We start from the raw sequence: 25,785 nt of genomic DNA on the forward strand, positions 1-25,785 counted from the left end.
ACACGTGTCCCCGTCCCGCCGACCGATGCTCGCCGGCGGGAACCAGGGAGAAGCGTGCCCTACTCGGCCTTGGATCCGGTGGAACGACCGCGCAGGACGGCGAACGTGGCCGCCACCAGCCCGAGGACGCCCACCACCAGCCCGGCGACACCAAGACCACGGGCGGTGGAGTCACTGGCCGACGCCTTGGACTCGGAAGCCGCGGGACTCTTCGAGCCCGCAGCCGAGGCGGCCGTGCCGCTGTCTCCTTCCCCGGCGGCCTTCGCGGTGAGCTTGAGGACCGGAGCCGGGTTCTCCGGCTCCTCGTCCCCGGAGCCCGCCGCCTCGATCCAGCGGACGGTCTTGCCGTCGGAGTAGGTCTGGAGCGCCTTGAAGGTCAGCTGGTCGGTGTCCTCGGGCAGCTGCCCGAAGGCGACGTCGAAGTCCTCGTACTGACCGGCGCCGATCTTTCCGCCGGTCCAGGTGATCTCGGAGGCGGCCTCGGTGATGGTGCCGTCGTCGGTCTTGACCGGCGTCTTGAGTTTGGTGGTGGTCACCTGGGCGGTCCAGCCGTCCTGCGGGGAGACGAGGACGCCCAGGACGGGATGGTCGGTGGGCAGGAAGACCTGCACCTTGGTGGTGGAGGCGGTGTTCTCCTCGTTGGGCACCCGGAAGGTCAGGACACCGTCGGTGGCGCCCTTGGCGTAGCTCTCGGGGTGGACGGTGACGTGCGCGGAGGCGACGCCGGCCGCGGCGAGGAGCCCGGCGGCGGTCAGGGCGGTGACGGCGCCGGCGCGGCGCAGGGTGGTGCGGTTCGGGGACATGAGTGAACGGATCTCCGTGATGAAGAAGGGATGTCGGGTTCAGAGCGCGTAGGCCGCCCCCGACGGCGGACCCCGGCGGTGAACGGCGTACCGCAGCCGCGCACCCTTCAGCGTCCTGGACTCCCTACCGGTCCCGCACGCGTGCTCCGGAGGACCGGGCACCCCGCGCGCTCCAGCCGCCACGCGCCACCAGGCGGCCAGCCCCGGCACGCGGGCGACCGCCCAGCGCAGCAAGGACCAGAGCGCGGCCTCACCGCGTCGCAGCCACCAGGTCAGCACCAGGGCTGCCCCGGCATGGGCGGCGGTGGCGTGCGGCGTCAGCGCATGGACGTGGTCCTGTGCCTGGGCAGCGGTCATCCGCATGCCGTGCAGGACCATCGCGGCGTGGTGCGGTTCGACCATATGGAACATGAAGTGCAGGCCACCCTGCACGGCGAGCGCCAGGCCGCCGATCCCGGCCAGCGACCGCTCCCGCCCGCCGAGCAGGCATCCCGCCGCGAAGACGGGCGCGACCGCCGCGACCTGGACCGACACCGGCGGCATCATCCCCGTGGCCAGCGCGTGCCCCCCGGCGGCGAGCAGCACGCACAGCACGGCGAACACCGCCGCGCGCACGCTCCGCACCGCCAGGGACACCCTCATGACCCCCGATGCTGCCACGCGGCCGGAGGCGCCCCACCCTCGCCTGCGCATGCGCACCACCGTCCACGAACGACCTGGTCGACCCGCCTCCTCCATACGAGTCGGATACGGACCCCGTTCAGTTCCCGGCCAAGGTGGCCGGATCGAGGCAACGGAAGCGTGGACGGAGCACGAGCGCACACCGGCCACCCGCCGCGCATCCGCACCCGGCGCGGGCTCGCGTCCGCGTCCAGCGCGCCGGGTATGCCTCGGGGAGCCCCCCGCGGCCATGCCGACCAGAAGCCGGCGCCGCACCCCTGTACCCACACCCACGGAGGCGGAGCAACATGACCGACATCAACGGACTCGAACCGCTGGCGACGTTCTGCGGCGAGTGCAACTGCGGCTGTCCCCAGCTCTTCGTCGACCCCGCCGCCCCGGCCGAGCAGCGGATCATCCTGACCGACGACTTCGGCCAGCGCGTCCAGATGAGCGCGGACCAGTTCTCCTCGATCGTCGCCGACGCCAAGGCGGGCAAGCTGGACGGCATCGCCACGCCGTGACATGACGCCGCCGCCGGTCGGCGCGCCGGCCGAGGTGGACCGGGACACACACGAAGCGGCGGGCCGGGAAGCGGCGCGGCACGGCTTCCCGGCCCGCGGACGATCCCTTGGTGTCAGCCGCTCTCCCCCAGGCGGGCCGCCCACTTCTGCTCCACCTTGGCCAGCCTCCAGTACGCCACCGCGGCGGCCCACACCACGACGAACAGACCGACGATCAGGTAGCCGACGTTGTCGAGGTCAAGGCCGGCGATCCAGTTGGTCACGGCGTCGCGCAGGTCGAGTTTCTCGTGCAGCACGCCCACGAGTTCGATCGTGCCGATCAGGAAGGCCACGGCGATGGACAGGCCGGTGATGGTGAGGTTGTAGAAGACCTTGCGAACCGGGTTCGAGAAGGCCCACTGGTAGGCGAAGTTCATGAAGGTGCCGTCGAGCGTGTCGAACAGGCTCATGCCCGCGGCGAACAGCAGGGGGAGGCAGAGGACGGCGTACCAGGGCAGGCCCGCCGCCGCACCCGATCCGGCCATCACCATCAGCGCGACCTCGGTCGCCGTGTCGAAGCCCAGGCCGAAGAGAAAGCCGAGCGGGTACATCTGGCCGGGGCGAGTGACGGACTTGGTGAGGCGGCCGAGGATCCGGTTCATGAACCCGCGGGAATCCAGATGCTGTTCGAGTTCCTTCTCATCGAACCTGCCCGCCCGCATGGCCCGGAACACCTTCAGAATGCCCATGAGGGCCACCAGGTTGAGCGCGGCGATGATGTAGAGGAACGAACCGGAGACGGTCGTACCGATGACGCCCAGCGTCTGGTGGGTGCTGGAGTCGTCGTTCACCAGCGTGCCGGCGATCTGGGCGCCGCCCGCCACCAGCGCCGCCATCGCGACCACCACACTGGAGTGCCCGAGCGCGAACCAGAAGCCCACCGACACCGGCCGCTTGCCGTCGGCCATCAGCTTGCGGGTGGTGTTGTCGATCGCGGCGATGTGGTCGGCGTCGAAGGCGTGCCGCATACCGAGCGTGTAGGCGGTGACGCCGAGCCCGATACCGAACGCCTTGGAGCCGATCTCGTAGTGCCCGGGGACGACGAGCAGGAAAAGGATCCCGAAGGCGACGACATGGAGGGCTGCGATCACCGCCATCAGCCCCACCGTCTTGACGGTGTCCTCGCGCCGCCAGCGAAAGGAAACAGAACTGGTCTCGGTCCCGGTTTCGGGCAGGGCCATCAGGTCACGCTCCAGCACCTCGTGGATCACTTCGTGAGATGCCGTGGCCGGTCTCCTGGCTTACGGGTGCCGCGTGCCCGTCCCGGCCTTCCCGTCCGCCAGCCGGCGGACAGTGACCGTACAACCCATGGGACGGAAACTCCCCGATCACAGTGGCGAGGGCCGCTCCGGCCTGAGCCCCCGAACCACGCAGGGCTGTCACCGGTCTTCCCGAACACCACGGCTCCCCAACGGTACGAGGACCACGTGGCCCTTGCATAACTGCGCAGCTACGCAGGTATGCAAGATCACATCGGAGCACCTGGGAAGATGGCTCGTATGCACCTCGTCCCCGCCGACCGTGCCGACCGCCGCACCATCGACGGCCACCGGGTCTGCGACGCGATCGCCGCTATCGGCGAACGCGACCATGTCCGCGCCTGGGCCGAGCGTTTCTCCCTGCTGGCCGACCCCGGACGCCTCGCCCTCCTGCTGGCCCTGCACCACACGGGCCCGCTCGCCGTCTCCGACCTCGCCGTCGCGACCGGCATGAACGACCCTGCCGTCTCCCAGGCCCTGCGCCTGCTGCGCGCCGCCGGCGTCGTGGCAGGTGAGAAGGAGGGCCGCGTGGTGCGCTACCGAGTCGTCGACCCGGTCACCGTCGACCTACTGAAACACTGCGCCACCGCCGACACCGACTGAGCGGCGCGCTTATCGACGCGGCGAGGCGCCGAGGCGCCGGCAATCGTCAGAGCACGGGCGGGAGCCGACCTGCGCGCCGCGAGGAACGACCAAAGCCCCCGGCATCGGATAGCACCACCACCACGCAAACTTGCTATCGCAACGGCAAGCGTCCCTGCTCCCACCGCACCGGAGAGCCGCCGCCTGGGAGAAATCTGGGAGAAGATCTTCTCCCAGAGCCACCCCGACACCACCCGAGACCGATCGCCACCGATGCCCTGACCTGCACATACACCAATACCGGCAGGCGCCGGACCTGCCTGCCCTTCATTCAGCACAACGCCTTCCGCGCACCCGGTGCACCCTCCGAAGAGGAACTGCAGGGGGCCCCAATGAAGGTCGACTACTACGCGGACCGCTACGGAAAGATGCGGACCGGCATCGTCCCGCATCCGATGTTCGTGGACGAGACGACCATCGAGGAATTGCGCGGGATGGACTTCGTGTTCCTCGCGCTCGACAAGGGGGTGATCAAGCGTCCGGTGGTCGGCCGGCTTGAGGAGTACGACATCCCGTTCATCGATGTGGGCATGGGCGTCCTCGTATGCGACACCTCCCTGACGGGACTGCTACGGGTAACCACCAGCGTTCCCGGCCAGCGCAGCCACGTACATGAGCGGCAGCGAATCCCCTTCGCCGACTCGGACGAGGACAACGCGTACGCCAGCAACATCCAAATCGCCGAGCTCAACGCCATGAACGCCTCGCTCGCCGTAGTGAGGTTCAAGAAGGTCTACGGTTTCTACGTTGACCTCGAGCACGAACACCACAGCGTCTACCAATTGGACGGAAACGTCCTCACCAACGAGGACACGGGGTGACTGACACCCGGATCACACATGTGTTCGTCGACTGCTTCCCCGAGCAGTTGGACCAGGGCATGGTGTACGTCTCCATCCGCTAAGCCCTGGTCACCCACCTGTGCGGCTGCGGCTGCGGGTACGAGGTCGTCACCCCCCTCGCGCCCCGGGAATGGAAGCTGACCTTCGACGGAGTCGCGATCTCCCTGCACCCCTCGATCGGGAACTGGAGCTTCCCGTGCAAGTCCCACTACTGGATTCGCAACAACACAGTCGTGTGGGCCAGGCAGTGGACCGAGGAAGAAATCTCCGCCAACCGTGGAACGACGCACCCAACAACTGAGGCCATGGGCCGAACGAGCCGAAGAGGTGCAGCCTTCCCCATCACTTCCAGGTGGTGGGCCGCACTGCGGAAGCGCAAGTGAGGGTACATCCAGGGCACATGAGCCTGGGAAACGGCGTTGACCCGTGAGAACTACCGAGAGGAGTTTTCCCAGGTCAACGCAGGTTCCCCTGCGAAACCCCAGGTCAGCGCCCTCCCGCCCGCAATCGCTCCACGAGTGACAGGACTTCAGCCGCCAACTGCCCGAGTTGGCGCATCAGCCGATCCCCTGGCGTGGTGTCAGCGCTTCACTCTGGCACGTTCACGCGCAGTCGCGGGAGATCAGGCCCCACCCCTATCGGACGGATGCTCCTCAGCCACTACCGGCGACCTGACCAGGACCTCAACGCTCCTGACATCCCATCAGAACGGGCGTCAAATGAGCGTCAAGACACCTCGGAGAGCGTCATTTCAGCGTCAAGATATCGCCCGTAACGCCCACACCGCACATAGCGCACACCATCTGAACCCGCAGGTCAGACGGCCTTTCCGGCCGGTTCAAGGATCGCGACACACTCCACGTGGTGCGTCATCGGAAACAGATCGAACGCCCGCAGTGTGCGTACCCGGTATCCGCCGTCCCGGAAGTACGCCAGGTCGCGGGCCAGTGCCGCCGGGTCGCAGGCGACGTAGGCGATTCGGCGGGCGGCCAGGGACACCAGGTGCTCCACCGTCTTGCGCCCCGCGCCCGCGCGGGGCGGATCGAGGACGATGAGGTCGACCTCGGTGATGCCGGTGCGCGGAAGGACCGACTCGACCTTGCCCTGCTCGACGCGGACCCGCGGGAAGCCGGCGAGGTTGTGGCGGGCGTCCTCCACCGCCCGCTTGCCGGACTCGATGCCCAGCACCGCGCCCTTCTCGCCGAGGCGGTCGGCGAGGGCGCCGGCGAACAGGCCGACACCGCAGTAGAGGTCCAGCGCCATCTCGCCCTTGCGCGGCAGCAGACCCTGCATCACCGCCGTCACCAGGGTGTCCGCCGCCTTCGGGTGGACCTGCCAGAAGCCGCCGTTGCCCACACGGTGGGTGCGGCCGTCGGCCCGTTCGCGGACGAAGGCGCGGCCGTGGACGCGGTGGATGCCACCGTCGTTCTCGTCCACCCGCAGGACGGACACCGGCTTGTCGAGTTCGACGAGGGGCAGGCGGGCGCCGGGTCGGGGCTCCAGGATCACCATGCGGTCCTGGGAACCGGTCGCGGCGATCGCGTCCACCGCCAGCATGCCCGACCAGTCGCGCTCCTCGATGCCGAGTTCGCTGACGCCCGGCGCCGCGATCATGCAGTGCTCGATCGGCTCCACCTCGTGCGAGCGGTGCCGGCGCAGTCCCGCGTTGCCGTCGGCGTCGACCGCGTACTGCACGCGGGTGCGCCACTGGGGCACCTCGCCCGCCGGCAGCTTGTCGCCCTCGGCGGGCATCACCGTGCCGTCCCAGCCGACCTCCTCCGGCGTCAGGCCGGCCAGCCGCCGCAGCTGCTCGGCGATCACCTCGCCCTTCAGCCGGCGCTGGGCGCCCGGCTTGGCGTGCTGCCAGTCGCAGCCGCCGCAGCGGCCGGGGCCGGCATAGGGGCAGGGGGCCTCCACGCGGTCCTTGGACGCGTCCACGATGTCGACCGCGTCGGCGCGCAGGAAGCGGGCCCCCTCCTCGCCCTCGGTCACCCGGGCCACCACCCGCTCGCCGGGCAGCGCGTGCCGGACGAACAGCACCTGGCCCTCGGCGGTCCGGGCGATGCAGTGCCCGCCGTGCGCGACCGGGCCCACCTCGACCTCGTACTCCGTCCCCACCAGAGATTTCTTCGGTTCTGCCTGCATGGCGGGGTGACTCCAGATCAGCGAGAGGGGGCTCGACCGCGCATGGGCCGACGACAGCCCACCAGTCTACGTGCTCGCCGGGGCGCCCCGGCGAACCGTGATCGCCGAGGCCTCCGGGCCGCCCGGGCCGCCCCGGCGAACCGTGATCGCCGGGACCTCCGGGCCGCGCTCAGCCCCCGCTGTGCTCCTTCTGCCGGTGTTCGGCCGGCCCGCGCCGGACCGCGCCCGGTGCGTTCCAGTCCTGACGCTTGCGGGCCCGGTTCCTGGCGGCCTCCGAGGACGCCAGCTGGTAGGGCACCGAGGTCACCATGACACCCGGGGTGAACAGCAGCCGGCCCTTGAGGCGCAGGGCGCTCTGGTTGTGCAGCAGATGCTCGTACCAGTGGCCGACCACGTACTCCGGGATGATCACTGAGACGGCGTCCCGCGGGGACTGGGCGCGCAGGCCCTTGACGTACTCGATGATCGGCCGGGTGATCTCGCGGTAGGGCGAGTCGAGGACCTTCAGCGGGACGTCTATCCCGCGCCGCTCCCACTCCTCGCGCAGCGCCTTCGTCTCGGCCGGGTCGACGTTGACGGTGAGCGCCTCCAGGGTGTCCGAGCGCATCAGCTTGGCGTAGGCGAGGGCGCGCAGGGTGGGGCGGTGGATCTTGGAGATCAGGACGACCGAGTGCACGCGGGACGGCCGTACCAGGTCGTCGTCCGGTTCCTCGGGGGCCGAGATCTCCTCGGAGACCCGGTCGTAGTGCTTACGGATCGCGGTCATCGTGGCGTAGAAGATGCACATGCCGAGCAGCGCCACCCAGGCGCCGTGGGTGAACTTCGTGACCAGCACGACGACCAGCACCAGGCCGGTGAAGAAGGCGCCGAAGGTGTTGATCGCGCGGGAGCGGATCATGTGGCTGCGCTTGGCCGGGTCCTTCTCGGTCGCCAGATGGCGGTTCCAGTGCCGGACCATGCCGGTCTGGCTGAGCGTGAAGGACACGAACACGCCGACGATGTACAGCTGGATGAGGCGGGTCGAGTCGGCGCCGTAGATCACCGTCAGCAGGGCGGCGGCGCCGGCGAGCAGCACGATGCCGTTGGAGAAGGCGAGGCGGTCGCCGCGGGTGTGCAGCTGGCGCGGCAGGTAGCGGTCCTGGGCGAGGATCGAGCCGAGGAGCGGGAAGCCGTTGTACGCCGTGTTCGCCGCGAGGAAGAGGACCAGGGCGGTGGCCGCGGCGAGCACGATGAACAGGAAGCTGCCCTTGCCGAAGACCGCCTCGGCGACCTGGGAGATCACCGGGTTCTGGACGTAGCCGGAGCCGATCGCGACGCCGTTGTGGATCAGGTCGGTGGCCGGGTTCTCGGCCATGCGGACCTTGGTGGCCATGGCGAGCGCGATGATGCCGCAGAACATGGTGACCGCCAGCAGCCCCATCGCGGCGAGCGTGGTCGCCGCGTTCTTCGACTTCGGCTTGCGGAAGGCCGGGACGCCGTTGGAGATCGCCTCGACACCGGTGAGCGCGGCACAGCCGGAGGAGAAGGCGCGCAGCAGGAGGAAGACGAGCGCGAAGCCCGCGAGGCCCTGGTGCTCGGCCTTGATGTGGTAGTCGGCGGTCGGTGCGCGCATCGTGTCGCCGAGCACCAGGCCCCGGAACGCACCCCACGCGATCATGATGAAGACGCCGCCGACGAACACGTACGTCGGGATCGCGAAGAGCTTGCCGGACTCCTTCACCCCGCGCAGGTTCATCAGCGTCAGCAGCACGATCACGGTGACCGCGCAGAGCACCTTGTGCTCGACGACGAAGGGGATGGCCGAGCCGAGGTTCTCGATGCCGGAGGCGATGGAGACGGCGACGGTCAGGACGTAGTCGACGAGCAGCGCGCTGGCGACGGTGAGGCCGGCCTTGGGGCCGAGGTTGGTGGTGGCGACCTCGTAGTCGCCGCCGCCGCTCGGGTAGGCGTGCACGTTCTGCCGGTAGGAGGCGACCACCGTGAACATCAGCACGACGACCGCGACGGCGATCCAGGGGCTGAAGTGGTACGCCGACACGCCCGCGATGGACAGGACCAGCAGGACCTCCCCCGGCGCGTAGGCGACGGAGGACAGCGGGTCGGAGGCGAAGACGGGGAGTGCGATGCGCTTCGGCAGGAGCGTTTCGCCCAGCCGGTCACTGCGCAGAGCGCGCCCGATCAGGATCCGTTTGGGCACGTCGGTCAGTTTGGACACGAGAGAGGATCGTAGGCCTTCGACCTGGCAGGGCTCCAGCCGCAGTACGGGATCTGCCTCCCGAGTGAAAAAAGTGACGGTCGGAACTGCGGATTCCGCGGCCTTCGCGCCATTCGTGCCTAGATGACAGACCCCGCCTGTCTTCGCACCTCGGAGGCCTCATGCCCGCGACCGCAGAACTGATCGGTGCCACGGTGACGCTCGTGGGCCTCGGAATCCTCACTGCCTGGAGCGTGCGCAGCATCACTCGCCGATGAGCGTGACCGAGGGGTGCCCAGCTCGGACGGTGCGTGTGTAGCTTGGGCCTCGGTCTGAGACCCTGATGGGGCTGAGCAGTAACTTTGGGACACCGGAAGGACGGTCGTGCACATCGTCATCATGGGCTGCGGCAGAGTGGGTTCCGCTCTCGCCCAGACCCTGGAGCAACAGGGGCACACGGTCGCCGTGATCGACCAGGACCCCACCGCCTTCCGCAGGCTGGGCCCGGGGTTCGGCGGCCGCCGGGTCACCGGGGTCGGCTTCGACCAGGACACCCTGCGCGAAGCGGGCATCGAGGAGGCGGGCGCCTTCGCCGCCGTCTCCAGCGGTGACAACTCGAACATCATCTCGGCCCGGGTGGCCCGCGAGATGTTCGGTGTGGAGAACGTCGCGGCCCGCATCTACGACCCGCGCCGTGCCGAGGTCTACCAGCGCCTCGGCATCCCGACCGTCGCCACGGTCCGCTGGACCGCCGACCAGATGCTGCGCCGGCTGCTGCCCTCGGGCGCGGAGCCGCTGTGGCGCGACCCCACCGGCGGGGTGCAGCTCGCCGAGGTGCACGCCTCACCGAAGTGGGTCGGCCACAAGATCAGCACGCTGCAGGAGGAGACCGGCGTCCGGGTCGCGTTCCTCACCCGGCTCGGTGAGGCGATGCTGCCCACCTCGCAGACGGTGCTGCAGGAGGGCGACCTGGTGCATGTGATGATGCGCGCGGATGACGTCGACAAGGTCGAGGCCGCCTTCGCCGGGGGTCCGGAAGAGGAGAGCGGTCACTGATGAGGGTCGCCATTGCCGGAGCCGGCGCCGTCGGCCGCTCGATCGCGGGCGAGCTGCTGGAGAACGGCCACGAGGTCCTGCTGATCGACAAGGCCCCGACCGCCATCTCGGTGGAGCGGGTCCCGCAGGCGGAGTGGCTGCTCGCCGACGCCTGTGAGATCACCTCCCTGGACGAGGCGGCGCTGCAGCGCTGCAACGTCGTGATCGCCGCGACGGGCGACGACAAGGTGAACCTGGTCGTCTCGCTCCTCGCGAAGACGGAGTACGGCGTTCCGCGCGTCGTCGCGCGGGTCAACAACCCCAAGAACGAGTGGCTGTTCAACGAGGCCTGGGGTGTGGACGTGGCCGTGTCGACGCCCCGTCTGATGTCCGCCCTGGTCGAGGAGGCGGTGAGCGTCGGCGACCTGGTCCGGCTGCTCCGCTTCAGCCACGGCGACGCCAACCTGGTGGAGCTGACCCTGCCCGAGGAGTCGGCCCTGGCCGGCACCCAGGTCGGCGACGTGGAGTGGCCCGAGGACACCTCGCTGGTCACGATCATCCGCGGCACCCGGGTCCTCACCCCCTCCCGCGAGGACTCCCTGGAGGCCGGCGACGAACTCCTGTTCGTGGCGGCCCAGGCCCGCGAGGAGCAACTGGAGGATCTGCTCTCGGTACGGCGGGAAGACGTCTGACGCAGCGCGCGAAGAAGGGCGCCCTTCCGTTGCGGAGGGCGCCCTTGTGTCGTACGCGTGCGGCCGTCTACTTGCGGTGGCGTCCGGCCGAGGGCTCGCCGCTCTCCGCGGCCAGCGCGGCCTTGCGCTCCTCCTCGGCCTTCTCCTCCGCCTCCATCTCGGCGAAGACGTCGATCGGCGCCGGCGCCTTCGCCAGGAAGACCCAGGTGAGCCAGACCGCGAGCAGGAACGGCGGGATCTTCAGGGCGACCAGCACCCAGCCGAGCTGGGCCGTGTTGGCCCACCAGTACAGCGGGAAGAGGATCGCGCACTTGGCGAGCAGGATCAGGCCCCAGGCCCAGCTGGCCTTGGCGTACGCCTTCTTGCGGCCGGGGTTGCGGGTGCGCCAGGAGAGGTTCTCCTTGAAGACCGGGCCGAGGATCAGGCCGATCAGCGGCACCCCGCACAGCGTGGTGATGATGTAGGCCACCGCCAGGCCCAGCGTGTAGAGCATGCCGGGCAGGTAGAAGTCCTTGGCGTTGCCGGTCATCATCGCGAAGACGACACCGAAGGCGACGCCGAAGACCCCGCTGAAGGCGTGCTTGACGGTGTCCCTCATCGCCAGGCGGACCACGACCAGCACCACGGAGACCGCGAGGGCGGCGATCGCCGACCAGTGCAGGTCCTTGTTGATGGTGAAGATCGTGACGAACAGCAGGCCGGGCAGCACCGTTTCGACCATGCCGCGCACGCCGCCGAAGGCCTCGAACAGCGCGGCCTCGGTCACCGCCCGCGCATCGTCCTTGGCCTGAGTGTCTTCGGTCGGCTTGTCGAGCGACGTCACCGGCTACTCCCTACCGAGGGGTCTCAGTTCGTACTTGGGGTTGAAAAGCACCCGGCGGCCCCGGCTCAGCGAGATCCGGCCCGATGCGATCAGCCTGCGCCCCGGTTCTATGCCCACGATGGAGCGCCTGCCGAGCCACACCACGTCCAGCGCCGCGGAGCCGTCGAACAGCTCGGCCTCCAGGGCCGGGACTCCGGCACGCGGCCGCAGGGTGACCGTGCGCAAGGTACCAGTAACGGTGACGATCTGCCGGTCCTGGCAGTCGCCGATCCGGATGCAGCCCGCCGTGTCGGCGTCCTCGCGCAGCTCCTCGGACTCCAGGTCCTCCTGCGACGAGGACAGCCGGCCCAGCATGCGCCGGAACCGGCCGGCCGGCTTTTCGGAACGAGGGACAGCACTCATGTCTGAAGCGTACCGGGGCTCACCGACACTGCCGTAGTCCAGCTCACCCCCCGGCCCGTTTCCCGAACCGAACGCCCGATCCACTCCTCGAACGTCCGGTTCGCTTCTCGACCTGGCGCCCGGTTCGCTTCTCGACCCGAACGCCCGGTTCACTTCTCGAACCGGTAGCCCATGCCCGGCTCCGTGATGAAGTGCTCGGGGTGCGAGGGGTCCGCCTCCAGCTTCCGGCGCAGCTGTGCCATGTACACGCGCAGATAGTTGGTCTCCGTCCCGTAGGACGGCCCCCACACCTCCTGCAACAGCTGCTTCTGGCTGACCAGCCGGCCGGTGTTGCGGACCAGCACCTCCAGCAGATGCCACTCGGTGGGGGTCAGCCGGACGTCCCGGCCGGCCCGGTTGACCTTCTTCGCGGCCAGATCGACGGTGAACCCCTCGGTCTCCACCAGCACGTCGTCCTCGCCGGTCCCGGCGACCGGCTCGGCGCGGCGGACGGCGGCCCGCAGCCGGGCCAGCAGCTCGTCCATGCCGAAGGGCTTGGTGACGTAGTCGTCGGCGCCCGCGTCGAGCGCGTCGACCTTCTCGTCGGAGGAGTGACGGGCGGACAGCACCAGGATCGGCACCCGGGTCCAGCCGCGCAGCCCCCTGATCACCTCGACGCCGTCCATGTCGGGCAGGCCGAGGTCGAGGACGACCACGTCGGGGTGGCGGGAGGCGGCCAGTTCGAGGGCGGTACGGCCGTCGGGGGCCGCGTCGACCTCGTACTTGCGCGCCTTGAGGTTGATCACGAGGGCACGCACGATCTGCGGCTCGTCGTCGACCACGAGCACACGGGTCATGAGGCCTGCCTTTCCGGTTCTGCCACGGCCTGTGCTGCTGCTTCAGCCACGGGTTCTGCTTCTGCGGTGACCGATCCTGCCGCGCGGAGGGTGAGGACCATGGTGAGGCCCCCACCGGGCGTGTCCTCGGCGTTGAGCGTGCCGCCCATCGCCTCGGTGAAGCCCCGGGCGACCGCGAGCCCCAGTCCGACCCCGGCGCCGCGCGGAGCGTCACCGTAGCGCTGGAAGGGCTCGAATATGCGCTCTTTGGCGTCGTCGGGCACGCCGGGCCCGCGGTCCACGACCCGCAGCTCCACGCGGTCCGCGATGGCGCTGGCGGACACGACGACCACAGGGCCGGTCCGGTCGGGCGGGCTGTACTTGACGGCGTTCTCGACCAGGTTGGCCACCGACCGCTCCAGGAGCCCGGCGTCGGCCTCCACCATGGGCAGGGTCTCGGGGACGTCCAGCTCGACGCTGCCCTCGTCCACCCCGACCAGCGCCATCGGGACCACCTCGTCGAGGTCGATCTCCCGGACGATCGGGGCGACGGTGCCGGTCTGCAGGCGGGACATGTCGAGCAGGTTGCCGACCAGGTGGTCGAGGCGGTCGGCGCCCTCCTCGATGCCCTGCAGCAGCTCGGCCCGGTCCTCCTCGGACCAGGCCACGTCGTCGGAGCGCAGCGACGACACCGCCGCCTTGATCCCGGCGAGCGGGGTGCGCAGATCGTGGCTGACGGCGGCCAGCAGGGCGGTCCGGATCCGGTTGCCCTCGGCGAGCGCGCGGGCCTGATCGGCCTCGTCCTGGAGCCGCCTGCGGTCCAGTACGACGGCCGCCTGGGCGGCGAAGGCGGCGAGCACCCGGCGGTTCTCGGCGGGCAGTACCCGGCCGGTCAGCGCGAGGGCCATGTGGTCGCCTATGGGCACGTCGACGTCGGCGTCCTCGGGGCGCGCCAGGGCGGGTCCGACGCCGGCCCGGCCCGCGCAGCTCCACGGCTGGACGTCGTCCGGCCGCTCCAGGAGGGCGGCGGACTCCATGCCGAAGGTCTCCCGGACCCGCTCGAGCAGCTCCTCCAGGCTGGTCTCGCCACGCAGCACGTTGCCGGCGAGGAAGGAGAGGATCTCCGACTCGGCGCGCAGCCGGGCGGCCTGGTGGGTGCGGCGGGCGGCGAGGTCCACGACCGAGGCGACGGACAGCGCGACCCCGAAGAAGATCACGATGGCCACGATGTTCTTCGGATCGGCGATGGTGAGCCGGTGCAGGGGCGGGGTGTAGAAGTAGTTCAGCAGCAGGGATCCGAAGGCCGCCGAGGCCAGCGCCGGGAAGAGCCCGCCGAGCAGCGCGGCCGCGACCGTGAGGGTCAGGAAGAGCAGCATGTCGTTGGCGAGGCCGAGGTCGACGGTGTTCAGCAGCACCGCCATGACGGCCGGGCCGACCAGGCCGACCAGCCAGCCCGCGATGATCCGCCCGCGCCCGAGCCGGGCGCCCCTTGCCACCGGCAGCCCGCGTCCCTTGGCCACCTCTTCGTGGGTGACGATGTGGACGTCCAGGTCGGGTCCCGACTCGCGGGCGACCGTGGCGCCGACGCCGGGCCCGAGCACGTACTGCCAGGCCTTGCGGCGGGAGGAGCCGAGCACGATCTGGGTGGCGTTGACCCCGCGCGCGAAGTCGAGCAGGGCGGCGGGGATGTCCTCGCCGACGACCTGGTGGAAGGTGCCGCCGAGATCCTCGACCAGGGTGCGCTGGACGGCGAGCTCCTTCGGGGAGGCCGAGGTCAGGCCGTCGCTGCGGGATATGTAGACGGCGAGGACCTCGCCGCCCGCGCCCTTCTCGGCGAGCCGCGCGGCCCGCCGGATCAGCGTGCGCCCTTCGGGCCCGCCGGTCAGCCCGACGACGATGCGCTCCCGCGAGCCCCAGATCGCCGAGACCCGGTGCTCGCTGCGGTACTGCTTCAGGTACTCGTCGACCCGGTCGGCCACCCACAGCAGCGCCAGTTCGCGCAGGGCGGTCAGGTTGCCGGGCCGGAAGTAGTTCGACAGGGCCGCGTCGACCTTGTCCGGCTGGTAGATGTTGCCGTGGGCCATGCGCCGGCGCAGCGCCTGGGGCGACATGTCGACCAGCTCTATCTGGTCCGCGCGCCGTACCACCTCGTCGGGCACGGTCTCGCGCTGGCGCACCCCCGTGATGGACTCGACGACGTCGCCGAGGGACTCCAGGTGCTGGATGTTGACGGTGGAGACGACGTCGATCCCGGCCGTCAGCAGCTCCTCGACGTCCTGCCAGCGCTTGGCGTTGCGGGAGCCGGGGATGTTGGTGTGGGCGAGTTCGTCCACCAGGGCGACGGCGGGGGCGCGGTGCAGCACCGCGTCCACGTCCATCTCCGTGAAGGTGGCGTCCCGGTACTCCAGTTCCTTGCGGGGGACCTGCTCCAGGCCGTGCAGCATCACCTCGGTGCGCTGCCGGTCGTGGTGTTCGACGAAGGCGACCACGCAGTCGGTACCGCGCTCCACGCGCCGGTGGGCCTCGGAGAGCATGGCGTAGGTCTTGCCCACGCCCGGTGCCGCACCGAGATAGATCCGAAGCTTGCCGCGTGCCATGGTCCCATTGTCTTCCGCTTACCGCCGCCTACGCAGCGTCGACCTTACGGCCAACAATCCGGACGGACGGGGCAGGCGGTTCGGCGGCAGGCATCTTTGACGCAACCCTGATGTGCCCCGCGGGCCTCTCCGAGGAGGTCACGGGGCACAGGTGGCTCAGTTGGGGTTGTCGCCGTGGGTGAGGGTCTCCCAGGCGACGAAGAGGTTGTTGGTGCCCGCGGGACGGTTGTTCTGGGTGAGCGTCTGGGTGTTGGTCATGGCGATGCCCAGCCGGTTGTGGAGGGCGTTGTAGCCGACCTCGGTGACGGGCCCGAGGCCGAGGGTCAGGGAGCCGCCGCAGAGCCAGCTGGGGACGGCGGTGCCCAGCTGGTACTTGGACTGGAAGCCGAGCGCCTGCCGCAGCCGTTCGCCGACGTCCGTGCCGTAGAGGTCCTGGCCCTGGATCCGGCTGGTCTCGGCGACGTGCGAGATCGAGGAGATGCCGTAGCCGGTGTGCGTGAAGTCCCGGCAGGTCTCCTGGGTGAGTCCGGTGACGAAGGTGGACTGGCCCTGCCAGTAGGAGACGATCTTGGCGGTGGTGTCGAGGTTCTGGCTGGGCACGGTCTTCGGCACCGACCCGTCGGAGGCCAGGTACACGTAAGCGGCCGTGCGGGTGCGGAACTTGGCCATGGCCGTGTCGTACGACGCCTTGTCCTCAAGGAAGACGGAGATGCCGACGGCCGCCTCCATCATCGTCAGCTCCCAGTTGCCGTTGGAGTTGGAGCCCTTGATGACGGTCGGGAGGTAGACGTTGCGCAGCATGGTGGCGAAGCGGGCCTCGTTCGCCCAGGTTCCCGTGTACGTGTACCTGATGATCTCGGCGGCCTTGGGCCAGGAGGAGCCGGCCCAGCCGGTCTGCAGGGGCGCGTTGCTGTTGGTGTGACTGGTGATCGTGGCCGACCAGGCGTCCATGATCTGGATCGCCTTCTGCGCGTAGCGGGCGTCCTTGGTGATGTACCAGGCGAGGGCGTCGGTGTAGGCGGCGATCGCGTCCTCGCGCTCGTCGGTGCAGCCGTAGTTGGGGTTCGAGTACGACCCGCACTCGACCGTCGCCCGGGGCGCGGGCGTCCGGTTCAGGTCGGCGTACTTGCTCGCCATCATCTGGTCGTAGGCCGCCTTCCAGGGCTGGGCGCCGGCCAGTACCTCGGTGCGGGCGAAGTCCAGCTGGGCCTTGGAGACGGTGACTCCGGGGTGCACGAAGGTGCTGGGGGCCGAGTGGGCGACGGGGGCCGTGAAGACGCCCAGGAGCAGGGCTCCCACGGCCGCGAGCAGGGGGATGCGACGCACAGCGACTCCGTTCTCGTACGTTCTCATATGTGAACCTGGAGCGCCTCTGTGAACTTAGGCGTGCCGAGACCGTAGGTACGGACCAGACTTCCGTCAAGGTGTGAAGTAAGCCGGAGCCGTTCACACCGGAATCCCCGCGCATGTGAAAGGGCCGCACCCCGTGCGGGGTACGGCCCTTGTCGCTGTCTGTCGTCGTGCTAGCGGACCTCGGTGATCTCCGGCCCGCGCTGAAGCTGGCCCATGCCGCCGGAGAAGCGCGACGACTCCTCCTGCTGGACACCCTCGGGGACCATCTGGGCGTCGTTCGGCAGCTTCAGGACGATCGGGTCACGGGGGGCCATCGGACCCTCGCCGCGGACCACGACGGTGTCCCGGAAGATCTGCTCCAGGAGCCCGGCGGCCTGCGGCTGCACCGCGCCCTGCCCGGAGATCACCCCGCGCAGGAACCAGCGCGGACCGTCCACACCGACGAACCGCACGACCTGGAAGCCGCCCGTGCCGTCCGGCAGCTGCACCGGCACCTGGGCGCGCAGCTCCCAGCCCAGCGGACCCTCGACCTCGTCGACGATGCCGCCCTGCTGGGTGATGCCGGAGCCGATCTCCTCACGCACCTCGCCCCAGATGCCCTCGCGCTTGGGCGCGGCGAAGGCCTGCAACTGCACGGCGCTGTCCTTGAGCACCACGGTCGCCGCGACGATCGCGTCACCCGCGACCTCGACCCGCAGCTCCATGCCGTCGACGCCGGGCACGAACAGCCCGCCGAGGTCCACCCGGCCCTCGCCCGGCTCCCGCACCTCGGAGTCGTCCCACGGCCCGTCGGGCCGGGGCTCCGGCTCCAGGCGTACGCGCTCGCGCTCGCCCTCTTCCTCGTCCGCCTCGGCGCCGATGCTGTCGACGACCTGCTCGGCCTCGCCGGCCGCGTCCTCGGCGGCACCCTTCTTGTTGCGACGTCCGAACACGTCACTGTCCTTCCCGGTCGGATACGACCGAAGCGTATCGATTCCCACCCGTCCGGCCACCGTCGGCGGCCTGACCGCTTGTGCCGCTCCCGTCACCCACCGCGGCATGCCCGCCGGTGGACCCGAAGCCCCCCTCGGCCCGTGCCGTGCCGGGAAGTTCCGCCACCTCCTGGAAGCGGACCCTCTCGACCTGCTGGACGACCAGTTGGGCAATCCGGTCGAAGCGCTCGAACCGCACGGCCTCGCGCGGATCGAGATTCACCACGATCACCTTGATCTCCCCACGGTACCCGGCATCAATCGTCCCCGGGGCATTCACGAGGGCCACACCGCACCGGGCGGCGAGCCCCGAACGAGGGTGCACGAAGGCCGCGTACCCATCCGGGAGGGCGATCGACACCCCCGTCGGAAGTACGGCCCGTTCGCCGGGCTTCAGCTCGCACGCCTCGGTGGTCCGCAGATCCGCTCCCGCGTCACCGGGGTGCTCGTACGCCGGAAGCGGTACCTCCGGATCGACGCGCCGGATGAGGACGTCGAGAGGGCTCACGCAGGATGCGGGGTTCACGGGTTCACCTCGAAGGCGCGGCTGCGCCGGATCTGGTCCGGGTCGTTCATGACGGCCTTGATCTCTTCCTTGCGGCCGTTGTCGACGAAGTGCTCGACCGGCACCTCCACGAACAGGGCGTCGGCACGGACGGCGACGGGTCCGTCGGGTCCGTCCAGGCGCCCGGTGGCGGTCGAGTAGATCTTCCGGCCGGCCACCGCGGCGACCTCGGCCGCCAGGTACAGCGTGGTACCCACCGGCACCGGCCGTACGAAGTCGGTCTCCAGCCGTCCGGTGACGGCGATCTTCCGCAGCAGCCAGTTCAACGAACCGAGCGTCTCGTCGAGGGCGCTGGCGAGGACGCCGCCGTGCGCGAGGCCCGGGGCGCCCTGGTGGGCGGCCCGCACGGTGAACTCGGCGGTGAGGGAGACCCCCTCGCCGGCCCGCACCTCCAGATGCAGCCCGTGCGACTGCTCGTGGCCGCACCCGAAACACTGTTCGTAGTGGGCGCCGATGAGCTCGCCGGGCGCGGGAGCGTCGGGATGCCGCACCGGTTTCCGGGCACTGGCGGGAGGCTGAAGAGCTGCGGAACTACCACTCACAGCCGCAGACCTTACCCGCGCGTCCGGTGAATCCGGACACCGTGCCAAGCTTGACGCCATGCAGCTCTCCGCCACCCCGTACGAAGAACGCCTCACGGCCCCCTGGTCGTGGTGGTTCCTCAGCTTCCTGATCGGCGTCTCGTGCGCCCTGGTCCTGCTTCCCTTCGGCACTCTGCCGACGCTGGGCGGCCTGGTGGGCGGCACGGCGGCGGCAGCGGTGGTGGCCAGTTCGTACGGCTCCCCGCGCATCCGGGTGGTGGGCGACTCGCTGATCGCGGGCGAGGCGAAGATCCCGGTGTCCGCCCTGGGCGCGTCAGAGGTCCTGGACCCGGAGGAGGCGCGCGCCTGGCGCACGTACAAGGCCGACGTCCGCGCCTTCCTCCTGCTGCGCGCCTACATCCCCAGGGCGCTACGCGTGGAGGTCACGGACCCGGCGGACCCGACGCCGTACCTGTACCTGTCGACGCGGGAGCCGGAGGCCCTGGCGGCGGCGATCGAGGCGGCGAAGCGGGCCCAGTAGGTCTCGCCCGGTTCGCACCGCCGGCCGTCAGCCTCCGAAGTCCTCCGGCAGCTCGGCGATCGGCAGCGGCTCCGCCGGCTTCTCCAGCGGCGGCAGCTCCGGCAGTTCCTCCCACGGCACCTGGATCTTTCTCAGGTCCGTCCGGATCCGCGCCGCGAGCTTCTTGGTGTCCCGGCGGTTCATGACCGCGCCCACCGCGGCACCCACCATGAACGGCATCAGGTTGGGCAGGTCGCGCACCATCCGCTTCATGATCTGCTGGCGCAGCTCGCGCTTCATGTGCCCGCCGAGGGCGTTGTTGACCGTCGACGGCTTCATCACGTCGATCCCGCGCTCCCCCGACCAGGAGGACAGATACGCGGTGCTGCGGGCCTTCAGGTTCCCCGGCGGCCGTACGCCGTAGACCTCGTGGAGTTCGGCGATCAGCTTCAGCTCGATCGCCGCGACCCCGGTGATCTCCGCGGCCAGCTCGGTCGGCATCGCCGGCGGCACCGGCAGCATCGCCGCCGCGCCGACCCCGGCCCCGACGGCCGAGGTCGCGCCCGCCGCGCCCGCCACCAGTTTGTCGGCGAGCTGCTCGGGCCCGAGGTCCGGGAACTGCCGACGCAGGGTCGCGAGGTCGCGTACGGGGACACGAGGGGCGATCTCGATGATCCGGTCCGCGAGGTAGGCCAGCCCCGCTCTCGCCCGGCCACCGCCCTTGCGGGCGCCTTCCCGGGCCAGATTCACGGCCTTGTCACGGATGACCCCGGCCCGTCGCCTGGCGACGGGCGCGGGCTGGTCCGCCGGCGCCGGGAGGTCACCCCGGTCGGCCGCCGGTTCGAGCGAGGCTCCCGGATCGGATGAGCCTCGCCCGTCGTCGTCACGCGCGCGTGGGCCGTCGGACGGCCCCGAGTCCGCTCCCGGCAGGGGGAAGCGGCGCTTCCGGGGTGGGGTCGAGCCAGTCATGCCCGACCCCTCCTCAGTCGCAGTCGCGGCAGATCGGCTGACCGTTCTTCTCCCGGGCCAGCTGGCTGCGGTGGTGCACCAGGAAGCAGCTCATGCAGGTGAACTCGTCCTGCTGCTTGGGCAGCACCCGGACGGCCAGCTCCTCGTTCGAGAGGTCCGCGCCGGGCAGCTCCAGGCCTTCGGCGGCCTCGAACTCGTCTACGTCCACCGAGGACGTGGACTTGTCGTTCCTCCGAGCCTTCAGCTCTTCAAGGCTGTCCGAGTCGACGTCATCGTCGGTCTTGCGTGGAGTGTCGTAATCGGTTGCCATGTCGCTCTCCCCCTCTGGGTGTCTGCGGTGTCTCCAGCGCACGTAACGCGTGAGAGGCCGGACTTGTGCCCGACCTGAGGCGGAGATTTTGCCTCACATCAAGGTCTGTTACTCAATCGACACCCAACCGGATCCCTCGAGAGTGATCAGGTTGAATGGCGATGGGGACCGTACACGGTCCTCACGAGACACCTCAAAGGCGCCTCACCCTGTACTTCCCGTGATCAAGACCCGTGAAAACAGGGATTTTCCCGGCTTTATTCCCCCAGCCATGATCACGGAGAGTATATGGCCGGAAATCCGCCCTTGTGATCGATCACACATGGGGTACCACGCCACGCCGACAGAAAATTCCGCGCAAAGCGAACATCCTCCGCGTGTGTCGTGATCTTGTAACGGCATCAGACCGGCAAGGTGACCCTCATCACGAGACCCCCGCCCTCTCGGGGCCGGGCCGCGATGTGGCCGCCGTGCGCCCGGGCCACGGACCGGACGATGGACAGGCCGAGCCCGACTCCCTTGTCGCTGCCCGTGCGCTCGGTACGGAGCCGCCGGAAGGGCTCGAACAGGTTGTCGATCTCATACGCGGGCACCACCGGACCGGTGTTCGAGACCGACAGTACCGCCTGGCCGTGCTGGATCTCGGTGGCGACCTCGACCCAGCCGTCCTCGGGCACGTTGTAGCGCACCGCGTTCTGCACCAGGTTCAGCGCGATCCGCTCCAGCAGGACGCCGTTGCCCTGCACGACCGCCGGCTTCCGCACGCCCCGGATGGTCACGCCCTTGGCCGCCGCCTCGGCGTGCACCTGGTCGACGGCCTGGGTGGCGACCTCGGCCAGGTCGACCGGTTTGCGCTCGACGATCTGGTTGTCGCTGCGGGCGAGCAGCAGCAGGCCCTCCACGAGCTGCTCGCTGCGTTCGTTGGTGGCCAGCAAGGTCTTGCCGAGCTGTTGCAGCTCCATCGGCGCGCCCGGGTCCGAGAGATGGACCTCCAGCAGCGTGCGGTTGATCGCCAGCGGAGTGCGCAGTTCGTGGGAGGCGTTGCCTACGAAGCGCTGCTGGGCGGTGAAGGCACGCTGCAGCCGCTCCAGCATGTCGTCGAAGGTGTCCGCGAGCTCCTTGAGCTCGTCGTCCGGGCCGTCCAGCTCGATCCGGCGGGACAGGTCCGAGCCGGCCACCGCGCGGGCGGTGCGGGTGATCCGGCCGAGCGGGGACAGCACCCGGCCGGCCATCGCGTAGCCGAACGCGAAGGCGATCACGGCGAGGCCCAGCAGGGCCAGCAGCGAACGGCTCAGCAGGTCGTCCAGGGCCGCCTGGCGCTGGTGATCCACGCACTGGGCGATCGCGTTGTTGAAGTCCGGCAGCGGCACGGAGGACGTGGGGCCGGCCATGTTGATCGCGGGGCAGTTGTCGCTGGACACCTGGAGCGCCGTGAATTTGACGATCTTGAACAGCGGCTGGTTGCCGGTGCTGATCGCCTGCGCGGCCAGCAGGTAGATGATCGAGAGCAGCAGGATGCCGGCGATCAGGAACATGCCGCCGTACAGCAGCGTGAGCCGTATCCGGATGGTCGGGCGCAGCCAGGGGAAGACCGGCTGCGGTCTCCGGGGGTCCCAGGTGGGCTTGGGGGGTGCCTGCGGAGGTGCGGGAGTGGTGGCCACGGTCATCAGATCCGGTAGCCCGAGCCGGGGACGGTGACGATCACGGCGGGCTCGCCCAGCTTGCGGCGCAGCGTCATCACGGTGACCCGTACGACGTTGGTGAAGGGGTCCGTGTTCTCGTCCCAGGCCTTCTCCAGGAGCTGCTCGGCGGAGACCACGGCGCCCTCGCTGCGCATCAGCACCTCCAGGACCGCGAACTCCTTGGGCGCGAGCTGGACCTCCTTGCCGTCGCGGAAGACCTCGCGGCGGTTCGGGTCGAGCTTGATACCGGCGCGCTCCAGCACGGGCGGCAGCGGCACGCTGGTACGGCGGCCGAGGGCGCGCACGCGCGCGATGAGCTCGCTGAACGCGAAGGGCTTGGGAAGGTAGTCGTCGGCCCCGATCTCCAGGCCCTCCACGCGGTCGCTGACGTCGCCGGAGGCGGTGAGCATCAGCACGCGCGTGGGCATGCCGAGCTCGACCATCTTGCGGCAGACGTCGTCGCCGTGCACGAGGGGGAGGTCGCGGTCCAGGACCACCACGTCGTAGTCGTTGACGCCGATGCGCTCCAGGGCGGCCGCACCGTCGTACACGACGTCGACGGCCATGGCCTCCCGGCGCAGTCCGGTGGCCACCGCATCGGCGAGCAGTTGCTCGTCCTCGACGACGAGTACGCGCACGTCGCTTGTCCTTCCGCTGTCCACCCGCGTAGCGCGCACCGGCGCACGTGGGCAGGGATCTCCATGGGGTGTGTGACCTCCATCCTGCCCTTTTCGGCCATAAGTCGGCAGTAAGACGAGAGCCGGGGCAGCAGGATCGGCGGCGCCGGGCGGGAATGCGAGATTTTCTCTTCCGGTTGAGGTTTCCACGGAGGGGAGCGGGGGGAGGACGGCATGTACACCCCGCGATCACGCTCTGCATGTGCCGCAGCACCATGCGGTAGGTACATCGCCGCTACAGCAGAGTGGACGATGGGGGTGTCCGGCACCGTCGCCGCCCAGCTGGGCAGCGCTGGGCACCCGCGAGAGACGTGATCGCCCCTTCAACGGCACACCCCCGTGCCACCGACCCACGACCCAGGACGAGGGGGCGCAGCATGGACGCATTCACCACAGGACTTCTGCAGCGCATAAAGGCGACCGAGTCCGACATCACCCGGGCTCGTGACGAGGGCGACGACTTCCTTGTCGAAGTGGAACAGGCCGAGCTCGACGACCTGCGCCGCCTCGCCGCCGAACACGGCGTGGAAGTCGGCATGACCAGCGTCTGACAGTCCCGCAGCAGCAGCTCACCGGCACAGGAGCAGGGCCCCGGCGAATCCAGCGCCGGGGCCCTGCTCATACCTCGCCCCCTACCCACCGCAACGACGTTCGATTCATCGGCACCAGAAGAAACCGGGCCCCCTCCTCGACGCCCGGTCCTCAGTCGTGCCAGGCCCCGAAGTCCTCCAGCAGCTGCTGGAGCGGCTCGAAGACACCCGGGGTGCCGGCGACCGTCAGATCCCGGGACGGGCGCTCTCCGGGGCGGCCACCGGTCGACGCGCCCGCCTCCCGCGCGATCAGGTCGCCCGCGCCCCAGTCCCACGCGTTCAGCCCGCGCTCGAAGTACCCGTCCAGCCGGCCGCAGGCCACGTCGCACAGGTCGATCGCCGCCGACCCGCTCCGGCGTACGTCGCGGAGCAGCGGGATCAGCCGGGCGGCGACCTCGGCCTGGTGGGCGCGGACCTCCGTCACGTAGTTGAAGCCGGTCGACACCAGCGCCTGGTCCAGCGGCGGCGCCGGGCGGCAGCGCAGCTCCCGCTCGCCCTCCCACGCCCCGGTCGCCCAGGCTCCGCCGCCCCGTACCGCGTGGTACGTCTCACCGCGCATCGGCGCCGCCACGACACCGGCCACGGTCTCGCCGTCCTGCTCGGCGGCGATGGAGACCGCCCAGGTCGGCAGCCCGTACAGGTAGTTGACCGTGCCGTCGAGCGGGTCGATCACCCAGCGGATCCCGCTCGTGCCCCGCGTCGACGCGCCCTCCTCGCCGAGGAAGCCGTCGTCGGGGCGGTGTCCGGAGATCAGGTCGGTGATCAGCTTCTCGGCCGCGATGTCCATCTCGGTCACGACGTCGATCGGACTGGACTTGGTCCGGGCCACGGCGAGATCGGCCGGACGGCCGTCCCGCAGCAGCGCGCCCGCGCGGGCGGCCGCCTCCTTGGCGAGCTCGAGCAGGTCGGTGTGCGGGGCGTCGGTCACGGGGCTCCTCACGCGTACGGGCTGTCGGCGCCGGCCGCGGCGGGGCGGGGGGCGCGGGCGGGGCAGCAGCCGACCGGGCACAGGTTGTGGCTCGCGCCCAGCGCGCCCAGCGCGCACGGCGTGACCTCGCGCCCGCTCTCCACGCCCGCGCGCTCCAGGACCAGCTCACGGATCGCGGCGGCGAACCGCGGGTCGGAGCCGACGGTCGCGGACCGCCGTACCGGCAGGCCGAGCTCCTCGGCCTTGGCCGTGGCCTCCGTGTCGAGGTCGTAGAGGACCTCCATGTGGTCGGAGACGAAGCCGATGGGGGCCATGACGACGGCCGGGACCCCGGCGCCGTGCAGCGTCTCCAGGTGGTCGCAGATGTCGGGCTCCAGCCAAGGGATGTGGGGGGCGCCGGAGCGGGACTGGTAGACGAGCCGCCAGGGGTGGTCGACGCCGGTGCGCTCGCGGACCGCGTCGGCGATCAGCTGGGCCACGTCCAGGTGCTCCTCGACGTACGCCCCGCCCTCCCCATGGGTCTCGACCGGCCCCGAGGTGTCGGCGCTCGCGGTCGGGATGGAGTGGGTGGTGAAGGCGATGTGGGCGCCCGCGCGGACGTCCTCGGGGAGGTCGGCGAGGGACCGCAGCACCCCGTCGATCATCGGGTCGAGGAAGCCGGGGTGGTTGAAGTAGTGCCGCAACTTGTCGATCTTCGGCAGTTCGAGGCCCTCGGCCGCCAGCTCGGCCAGCGAGTCCGCGAGGTTCTCGCGGTACTGACGGCAGCCCGAGTACGAGGCGTAGGCGCTGGTGGCGAGCACCAGGATGCGGCGGCGGCCGTCGGCGACCATCTCGCGCAGGGTGTCCGTCAGATACGGCGCCCAGTTGCGGTTGCCCCAGTAGACCGGCAGGTCCAGGCCGTGCCCGGCGAAGTCCTTGCGCAGGGCGTCCAGCAGGGCGCGGTTCTGGTCGTTGATCGGGCTGACCCCGCCGAACAGGAAGTAGTGCTGCCCGACTTCCTTGAGGCGTTCCTTCGGGATACCGCGGCCGCGCGTCACGTTCTCCAGGAACGGAACCACGTCGTCCGGGCCTTCCGGGCCGCCGAAGGAGAGCAGGAGCAGGGCGTCGTAGGGGGTGGCATCGAGCGCGTCTGACATGTGCCGATCCTGCCACCCGGCGCTGACACCCCGGAAACAGGAGCGTGAAGAGTCGGATTCGGGAGGTTTATCCCCAGTGCCGACAAGGTGC

Annotated in this window: 27 protein-coding genes and 1 riboswitch; of the genes, 8 read left to right on the top strand and 19 right to left on the bottom strand. The window is 70.1% G+C overall.

The annotated features are described in order from the left end of the window. Window positions 1-59 precede the first annotated feature (59 nt). Window positions 60-803 carry a YcnI family copper-binding membrane protein gene (locus ACZ4N4_RS12385; RefSeq protein ID WP_467587390.1) on the bottom strand — a complete coding sequence of 248 codons (744 nt, stop codon included), beginning with the start codon at window positions 801-803 and terminating at the stop codon, window positions 60-62. 39 nt (window positions 804-842) lie between these two features. Continuing rightward, window positions 843-1,445 (bottom strand): hypothetical protein, encoded by a 603-nt coding sequence (locus tag ACZ4N4_RS12390; RefSeq protein WP_467587393.1) that lies wholly within the window; start codon window positions 1,443-1,445, stop codon window positions 843-845. A 326-nt stretch (window positions 1,446-1,771) separates the two neighbouring features. Between ACZ4N4_RS12390 and ACZ4N4_RS12395 the strand changes: the two genes are divergently transcribed. Then, window positions 1,772-1,987, top strand: coding sequence for a hypothetical protein (locus tag ACZ4N4_RS12395; RefSeq protein ID WP_467587396.1), 216 nt, complete (start codon window positions 1,772-1,774; stop codon window positions 1,985-1,987). A 113-nt stretch (window positions 1,988-2,100) separates the two neighbouring features. Here ACZ4N4_RS12395 and nicT read toward each other — a convergent pair whose 3' ends face one another. After that, the gene (gene nicT / locus ACZ4N4_RS12400) at window positions 2,101-3,207 is read right to left on the bottom strand and encodes a Nickel transporter NicT (RefSeq protein WP_467587398.1); all 1,107 of its coding nucleotides are present in this window, start codon (window positions 3,205-3,207) and stop codon (window positions 2,101-2,103) included. 28 nt (window positions 3,208-3,235) lie between these two features. Then, window positions 3,236-3,444: riboswitch (cobalamin riboswitch) on the bottom strand. 81 nt (window positions 3,445-3,525) lie between these two features. Here nicT and ACZ4N4_RS12405 point away from each other — a divergent pair. The 3 genes from ACZ4N4_RS12405 (at window position 3,526) to ACZ4N4_RS12415 (ending at window position 5,152) form a co-directional block, all read left to right on the top strand. Next, on the top strand, window positions 3,526-3,888 hold the full coding sequence (locus tag ACZ4N4_RS12405) for an ArsR/SmtB family transcription factor (RefSeq protein WP_467587401.1): 363 nt from the start codon (window positions 3,526-3,528) through the stop codon (window positions 3,886-3,888). 371 nt (window positions 3,889-4,259) lie between these two features. Beyond that, window positions 4,260-4,748 carry a hypothetical protein gene (locus ACZ4N4_RS12410; RefSeq protein ID WP_467587404.1) on the top strand — a complete coding sequence of 163 codons (489 nt, stop codon included), beginning with the start codon at window positions 4,260-4,262 and terminating at the stop codon, window positions 4,746-4,748. A 98-nt stretch (window positions 4,749-4,846) separates the two neighbouring features. Beyond that, complete coding sequence (locus ACZ4N4_RS12415) at window positions 4,847-5,152, top strand: ubiquitination-like system serine protease family protein (protein ID WP_467587720.1); 306 nt, start codon at window positions 4,847-4,849, stop codon at window positions 5,150-5,152. Window positions 5,153-5,585: 433 nt separating this feature from the next. On the opposite strand, the gene ACZ4N4_RS12420 is transcribed toward ACZ4N4_RS12415, so the two are convergent. Both ACZ4N4_RS12420 and ACZ4N4_RS12425 read right to left on the bottom strand, forming a co-directional pair. Next, window positions 5,586-6,914: a class I SAM-dependent RNA methyltransferase gene (locus tag ACZ4N4_RS12420; RefSeq protein WP_467587407.1), complete on the bottom strand. Its 1,329-nt coding sequence runs from the start codon at window positions 6,912-6,914 to the stop codon at window positions 5,586-5,588. Between the two features lie 169 nt (window positions 6,915-7,083). Next, a complete protein-coding gene (locus tag ACZ4N4_RS12425) occupies window positions 7,084-9,129 on the bottom strand; it encodes an APC family permease (RefSeq protein ID WP_467587410.1) in 2,046 nt (681 codons plus the stop codon). A 363-nt stretch (window positions 9,130-9,492) separates the two neighbouring features. On the opposite strand from ACZ4N4_RS12425, the gene ACZ4N4_RS12430 reads away from it, so the two are divergent. Together ACZ4N4_RS12430 and ACZ4N4_RS12435 are read left to right on the top strand one after the other, a co-directional pair. Next, window positions 9,493-10,164 (top strand): potassium channel family protein, encoded by a 672-nt coding sequence (locus tag ACZ4N4_RS12430; RefSeq protein WP_450766958.1) that lies wholly within the window; start codon window positions 9,493-9,495, stop codon window positions 10,162-10,164. Continuing rightward, window positions 10,164-10,835 carry a potassium channel family protein gene (locus ACZ4N4_RS12435; protein WP_351710019.1) on the top strand — a complete coding sequence of 224 codons (672 nt, stop codon included), beginning with the start codon at window positions 10,164-10,166 and terminating at the stop codon, window positions 10,833-10,835. Before ACZ4N4_RS12430 ends, ACZ4N4_RS12435 begins: the two co-directional genes overlap by 1 nt. A gap of 67 nt (window positions 10,836-10,902) precedes the next feature. On the opposite strand, the gene ACZ4N4_RS12440 is transcribed toward ACZ4N4_RS12435, so the two are convergent. From ACZ4N4_RS12440 to ACZ4N4_RS12475, 8 genes are all read right to left on the bottom strand, one after another. After that, entirely contained in the window at window positions 10,903-11,658 is a 756-nt protein-coding gene (locus ACZ4N4_RS12440) for a DUF3159 domain-containing protein (protein WP_467587414.1), read from the bottom strand. Between the two features lie 3 nt (window positions 11,659-11,661). Next, the gene (locus ACZ4N4_RS12445; protein ID WP_351325771.1) at window positions 11,662-12,060 is read right to left on the bottom strand and encodes an OB-fold nucleic acid binding domain-containing protein; all 399 of its coding nucleotides are present in this window, start codon (window positions 12,058-12,060) and stop codon (window positions 11,662-11,664) included. 149 nt (window positions 12,061-12,209) lie between these two features. After that, window positions 12,210-12,896: a response regulator gene (locus ACZ4N4_RS12450; protein WP_467587417.1), complete on the bottom strand. Its 687-nt coding sequence runs from the start codon at window positions 12,894-12,896 to the stop codon at window positions 12,210-12,212. Continuing rightward, on the bottom strand, window positions 12,893-15,472 hold the full coding sequence (locus ACZ4N4_RS12455; RefSeq protein WP_453565864.1) for an ATP-binding protein: 2,580 nt from the start codon (window positions 15,470-15,472) through the stop codon (window positions 12,893-12,895). The genes ACZ4N4_RS12450 and ACZ4N4_RS12455 overlap by 4 nt, the downstream gene beginning before the upstream one ends. Before the next feature lie 156 nt (window positions 15,473-15,628). After that, window positions 15,629-16,825, bottom strand: a complete 1,197-nt coding sequence (locus tag ACZ4N4_RS12460) for an alginate lyase family protein (RefSeq protein ID WP_453383986.1) — start codon at window positions 16,823-16,825, stop codon at window positions 15,629-15,631. 170 nt (window positions 16,826-16,995) lie between these two features. After that, window positions 16,996-17,757, bottom strand: coding sequence for a DUF3710 domain-containing protein (locus ACZ4N4_RS12465; protein WP_453565861.1), 762 nt, complete (start codon window positions 17,755-17,757; stop codon window positions 16,996-16,998). 1 nt (window position 17,758) lies between these two features. Next, window positions 17,759-18,322, bottom strand: coding sequence for a dUTP diphosphatase (dut, locus tag ACZ4N4_RS12470; RefSeq protein ID WP_467587421.1), 564 nt, complete (start codon window positions 18,320-18,322; stop codon window positions 17,759-17,761). Next, complete coding sequence (locus tag ACZ4N4_RS12475; RefSeq protein WP_450766970.1) at window positions 18,319-18,903, bottom strand: PaaI family thioesterase; 585 nt, start codon at window positions 18,901-18,903, stop codon at window positions 18,319-18,321. The genes dut and ACZ4N4_RS12475 overlap by 4 nt, the downstream gene beginning before the upstream one ends. 58 nt (window positions 18,904-18,961) lie before the next feature. On the opposite strand from ACZ4N4_RS12475, the gene ACZ4N4_RS12480 reads away from it, so the two are divergent. Continuing rightward, entirely contained in the window at window positions 18,962-19,423 is a 462-nt protein-coding gene (locus ACZ4N4_RS12480; protein ID WP_467587424.1) for a DUF3093 domain-containing protein, read from the top strand. A gap of 27 nt (window positions 19,424-19,450) precedes the next feature. On the opposite strand, the gene ACZ4N4_RS12485 is transcribed toward ACZ4N4_RS12480, so the two are convergent. The 4 genes from ACZ4N4_RS12485 to ACZ4N4_RS12500 all read right to left on the bottom strand — a co-directional run bounded on the left by ACZ4N4_RS12485 (window position 19,451) and on the right by ACZ4N4_RS12500 (window position 23,001). Then, on the bottom strand, window positions 19,451-20,371 hold the full coding sequence (locus tag ACZ4N4_RS12485; RefSeq protein WP_467587427.1) for a hypothetical protein: 921 nt from the start codon (window positions 20,369-20,371) through the stop codon (window positions 19,451-19,453). Between the two features lie 13 nt (window positions 20,372-20,384). Next, entirely contained in the window at window positions 20,385-20,681 is a 297-nt protein-coding gene (locus ACZ4N4_RS12490) for a DUF4193 domain-containing protein (protein WP_003997302.1), read from the bottom strand. 401 nt (window positions 20,682-21,082) lie between these two features. Beyond that, the gene (locus tag ACZ4N4_RS12495) at window positions 21,083-22,342 is read right to left on the bottom strand and encodes a sensor histidine kinase (protein WP_453565852.1); all 1,260 of its coding nucleotides are present in this window, start codon (window positions 22,340-22,342) and stop codon (window positions 21,083-21,085) included. A 5-nt stretch (window positions 22,343-22,347) separates the two neighbouring features. Then, entirely contained in the window at window positions 22,348-23,001 is a 654-nt protein-coding gene (locus ACZ4N4_RS12500) for a response regulator transcription factor (RefSeq protein WP_467587430.1), read from the bottom strand. 416 nt (window positions 23,002-23,417) lie between these two features. Here ACZ4N4_RS12500 and ACZ4N4_RS12505 point away from each other — a divergent pair, with 416 nt between their 5' ends. Next, window positions 23,418-23,591, top strand: coding sequence for a hypothetical protein (locus tag ACZ4N4_RS12505; protein WP_351709989.1), 174 nt, complete (start codon window positions 23,418-23,420; stop codon window positions 23,589-23,591). 151 nt (window positions 23,592-23,742) lie between these two features. Here ACZ4N4_RS12505 and ACZ4N4_RS12510 read toward each other — a convergent pair whose 3' ends face one another. Together ACZ4N4_RS12510 and ACZ4N4_RS12515 are read right to left on the bottom strand one after the other, a co-directional pair. Continuing rightward, window positions 23,743-24,558 (bottom strand): inositol monophosphatase family protein, encoded by an 816-nt coding sequence (locus ACZ4N4_RS12510; protein ID WP_467587433.1) that lies wholly within the window; start codon window positions 24,556-24,558, stop codon window positions 23,743-23,745. Between the two features lie 8 nt (window positions 24,559-24,566). Then, window positions 24,567-25,694, bottom strand: a complete 1,128-nt coding sequence (locus ACZ4N4_RS12515) for a ferrochelatase (RefSeq protein WP_453565847.1) — start codon at window positions 25,692-25,694, stop codon at window positions 24,567-24,569. Window positions 25,695-25,785 lie beyond the last annotated feature (91 nt).

Source organism: Streptomyces sp. NPDC026538 (assembly GCF_055567535.1).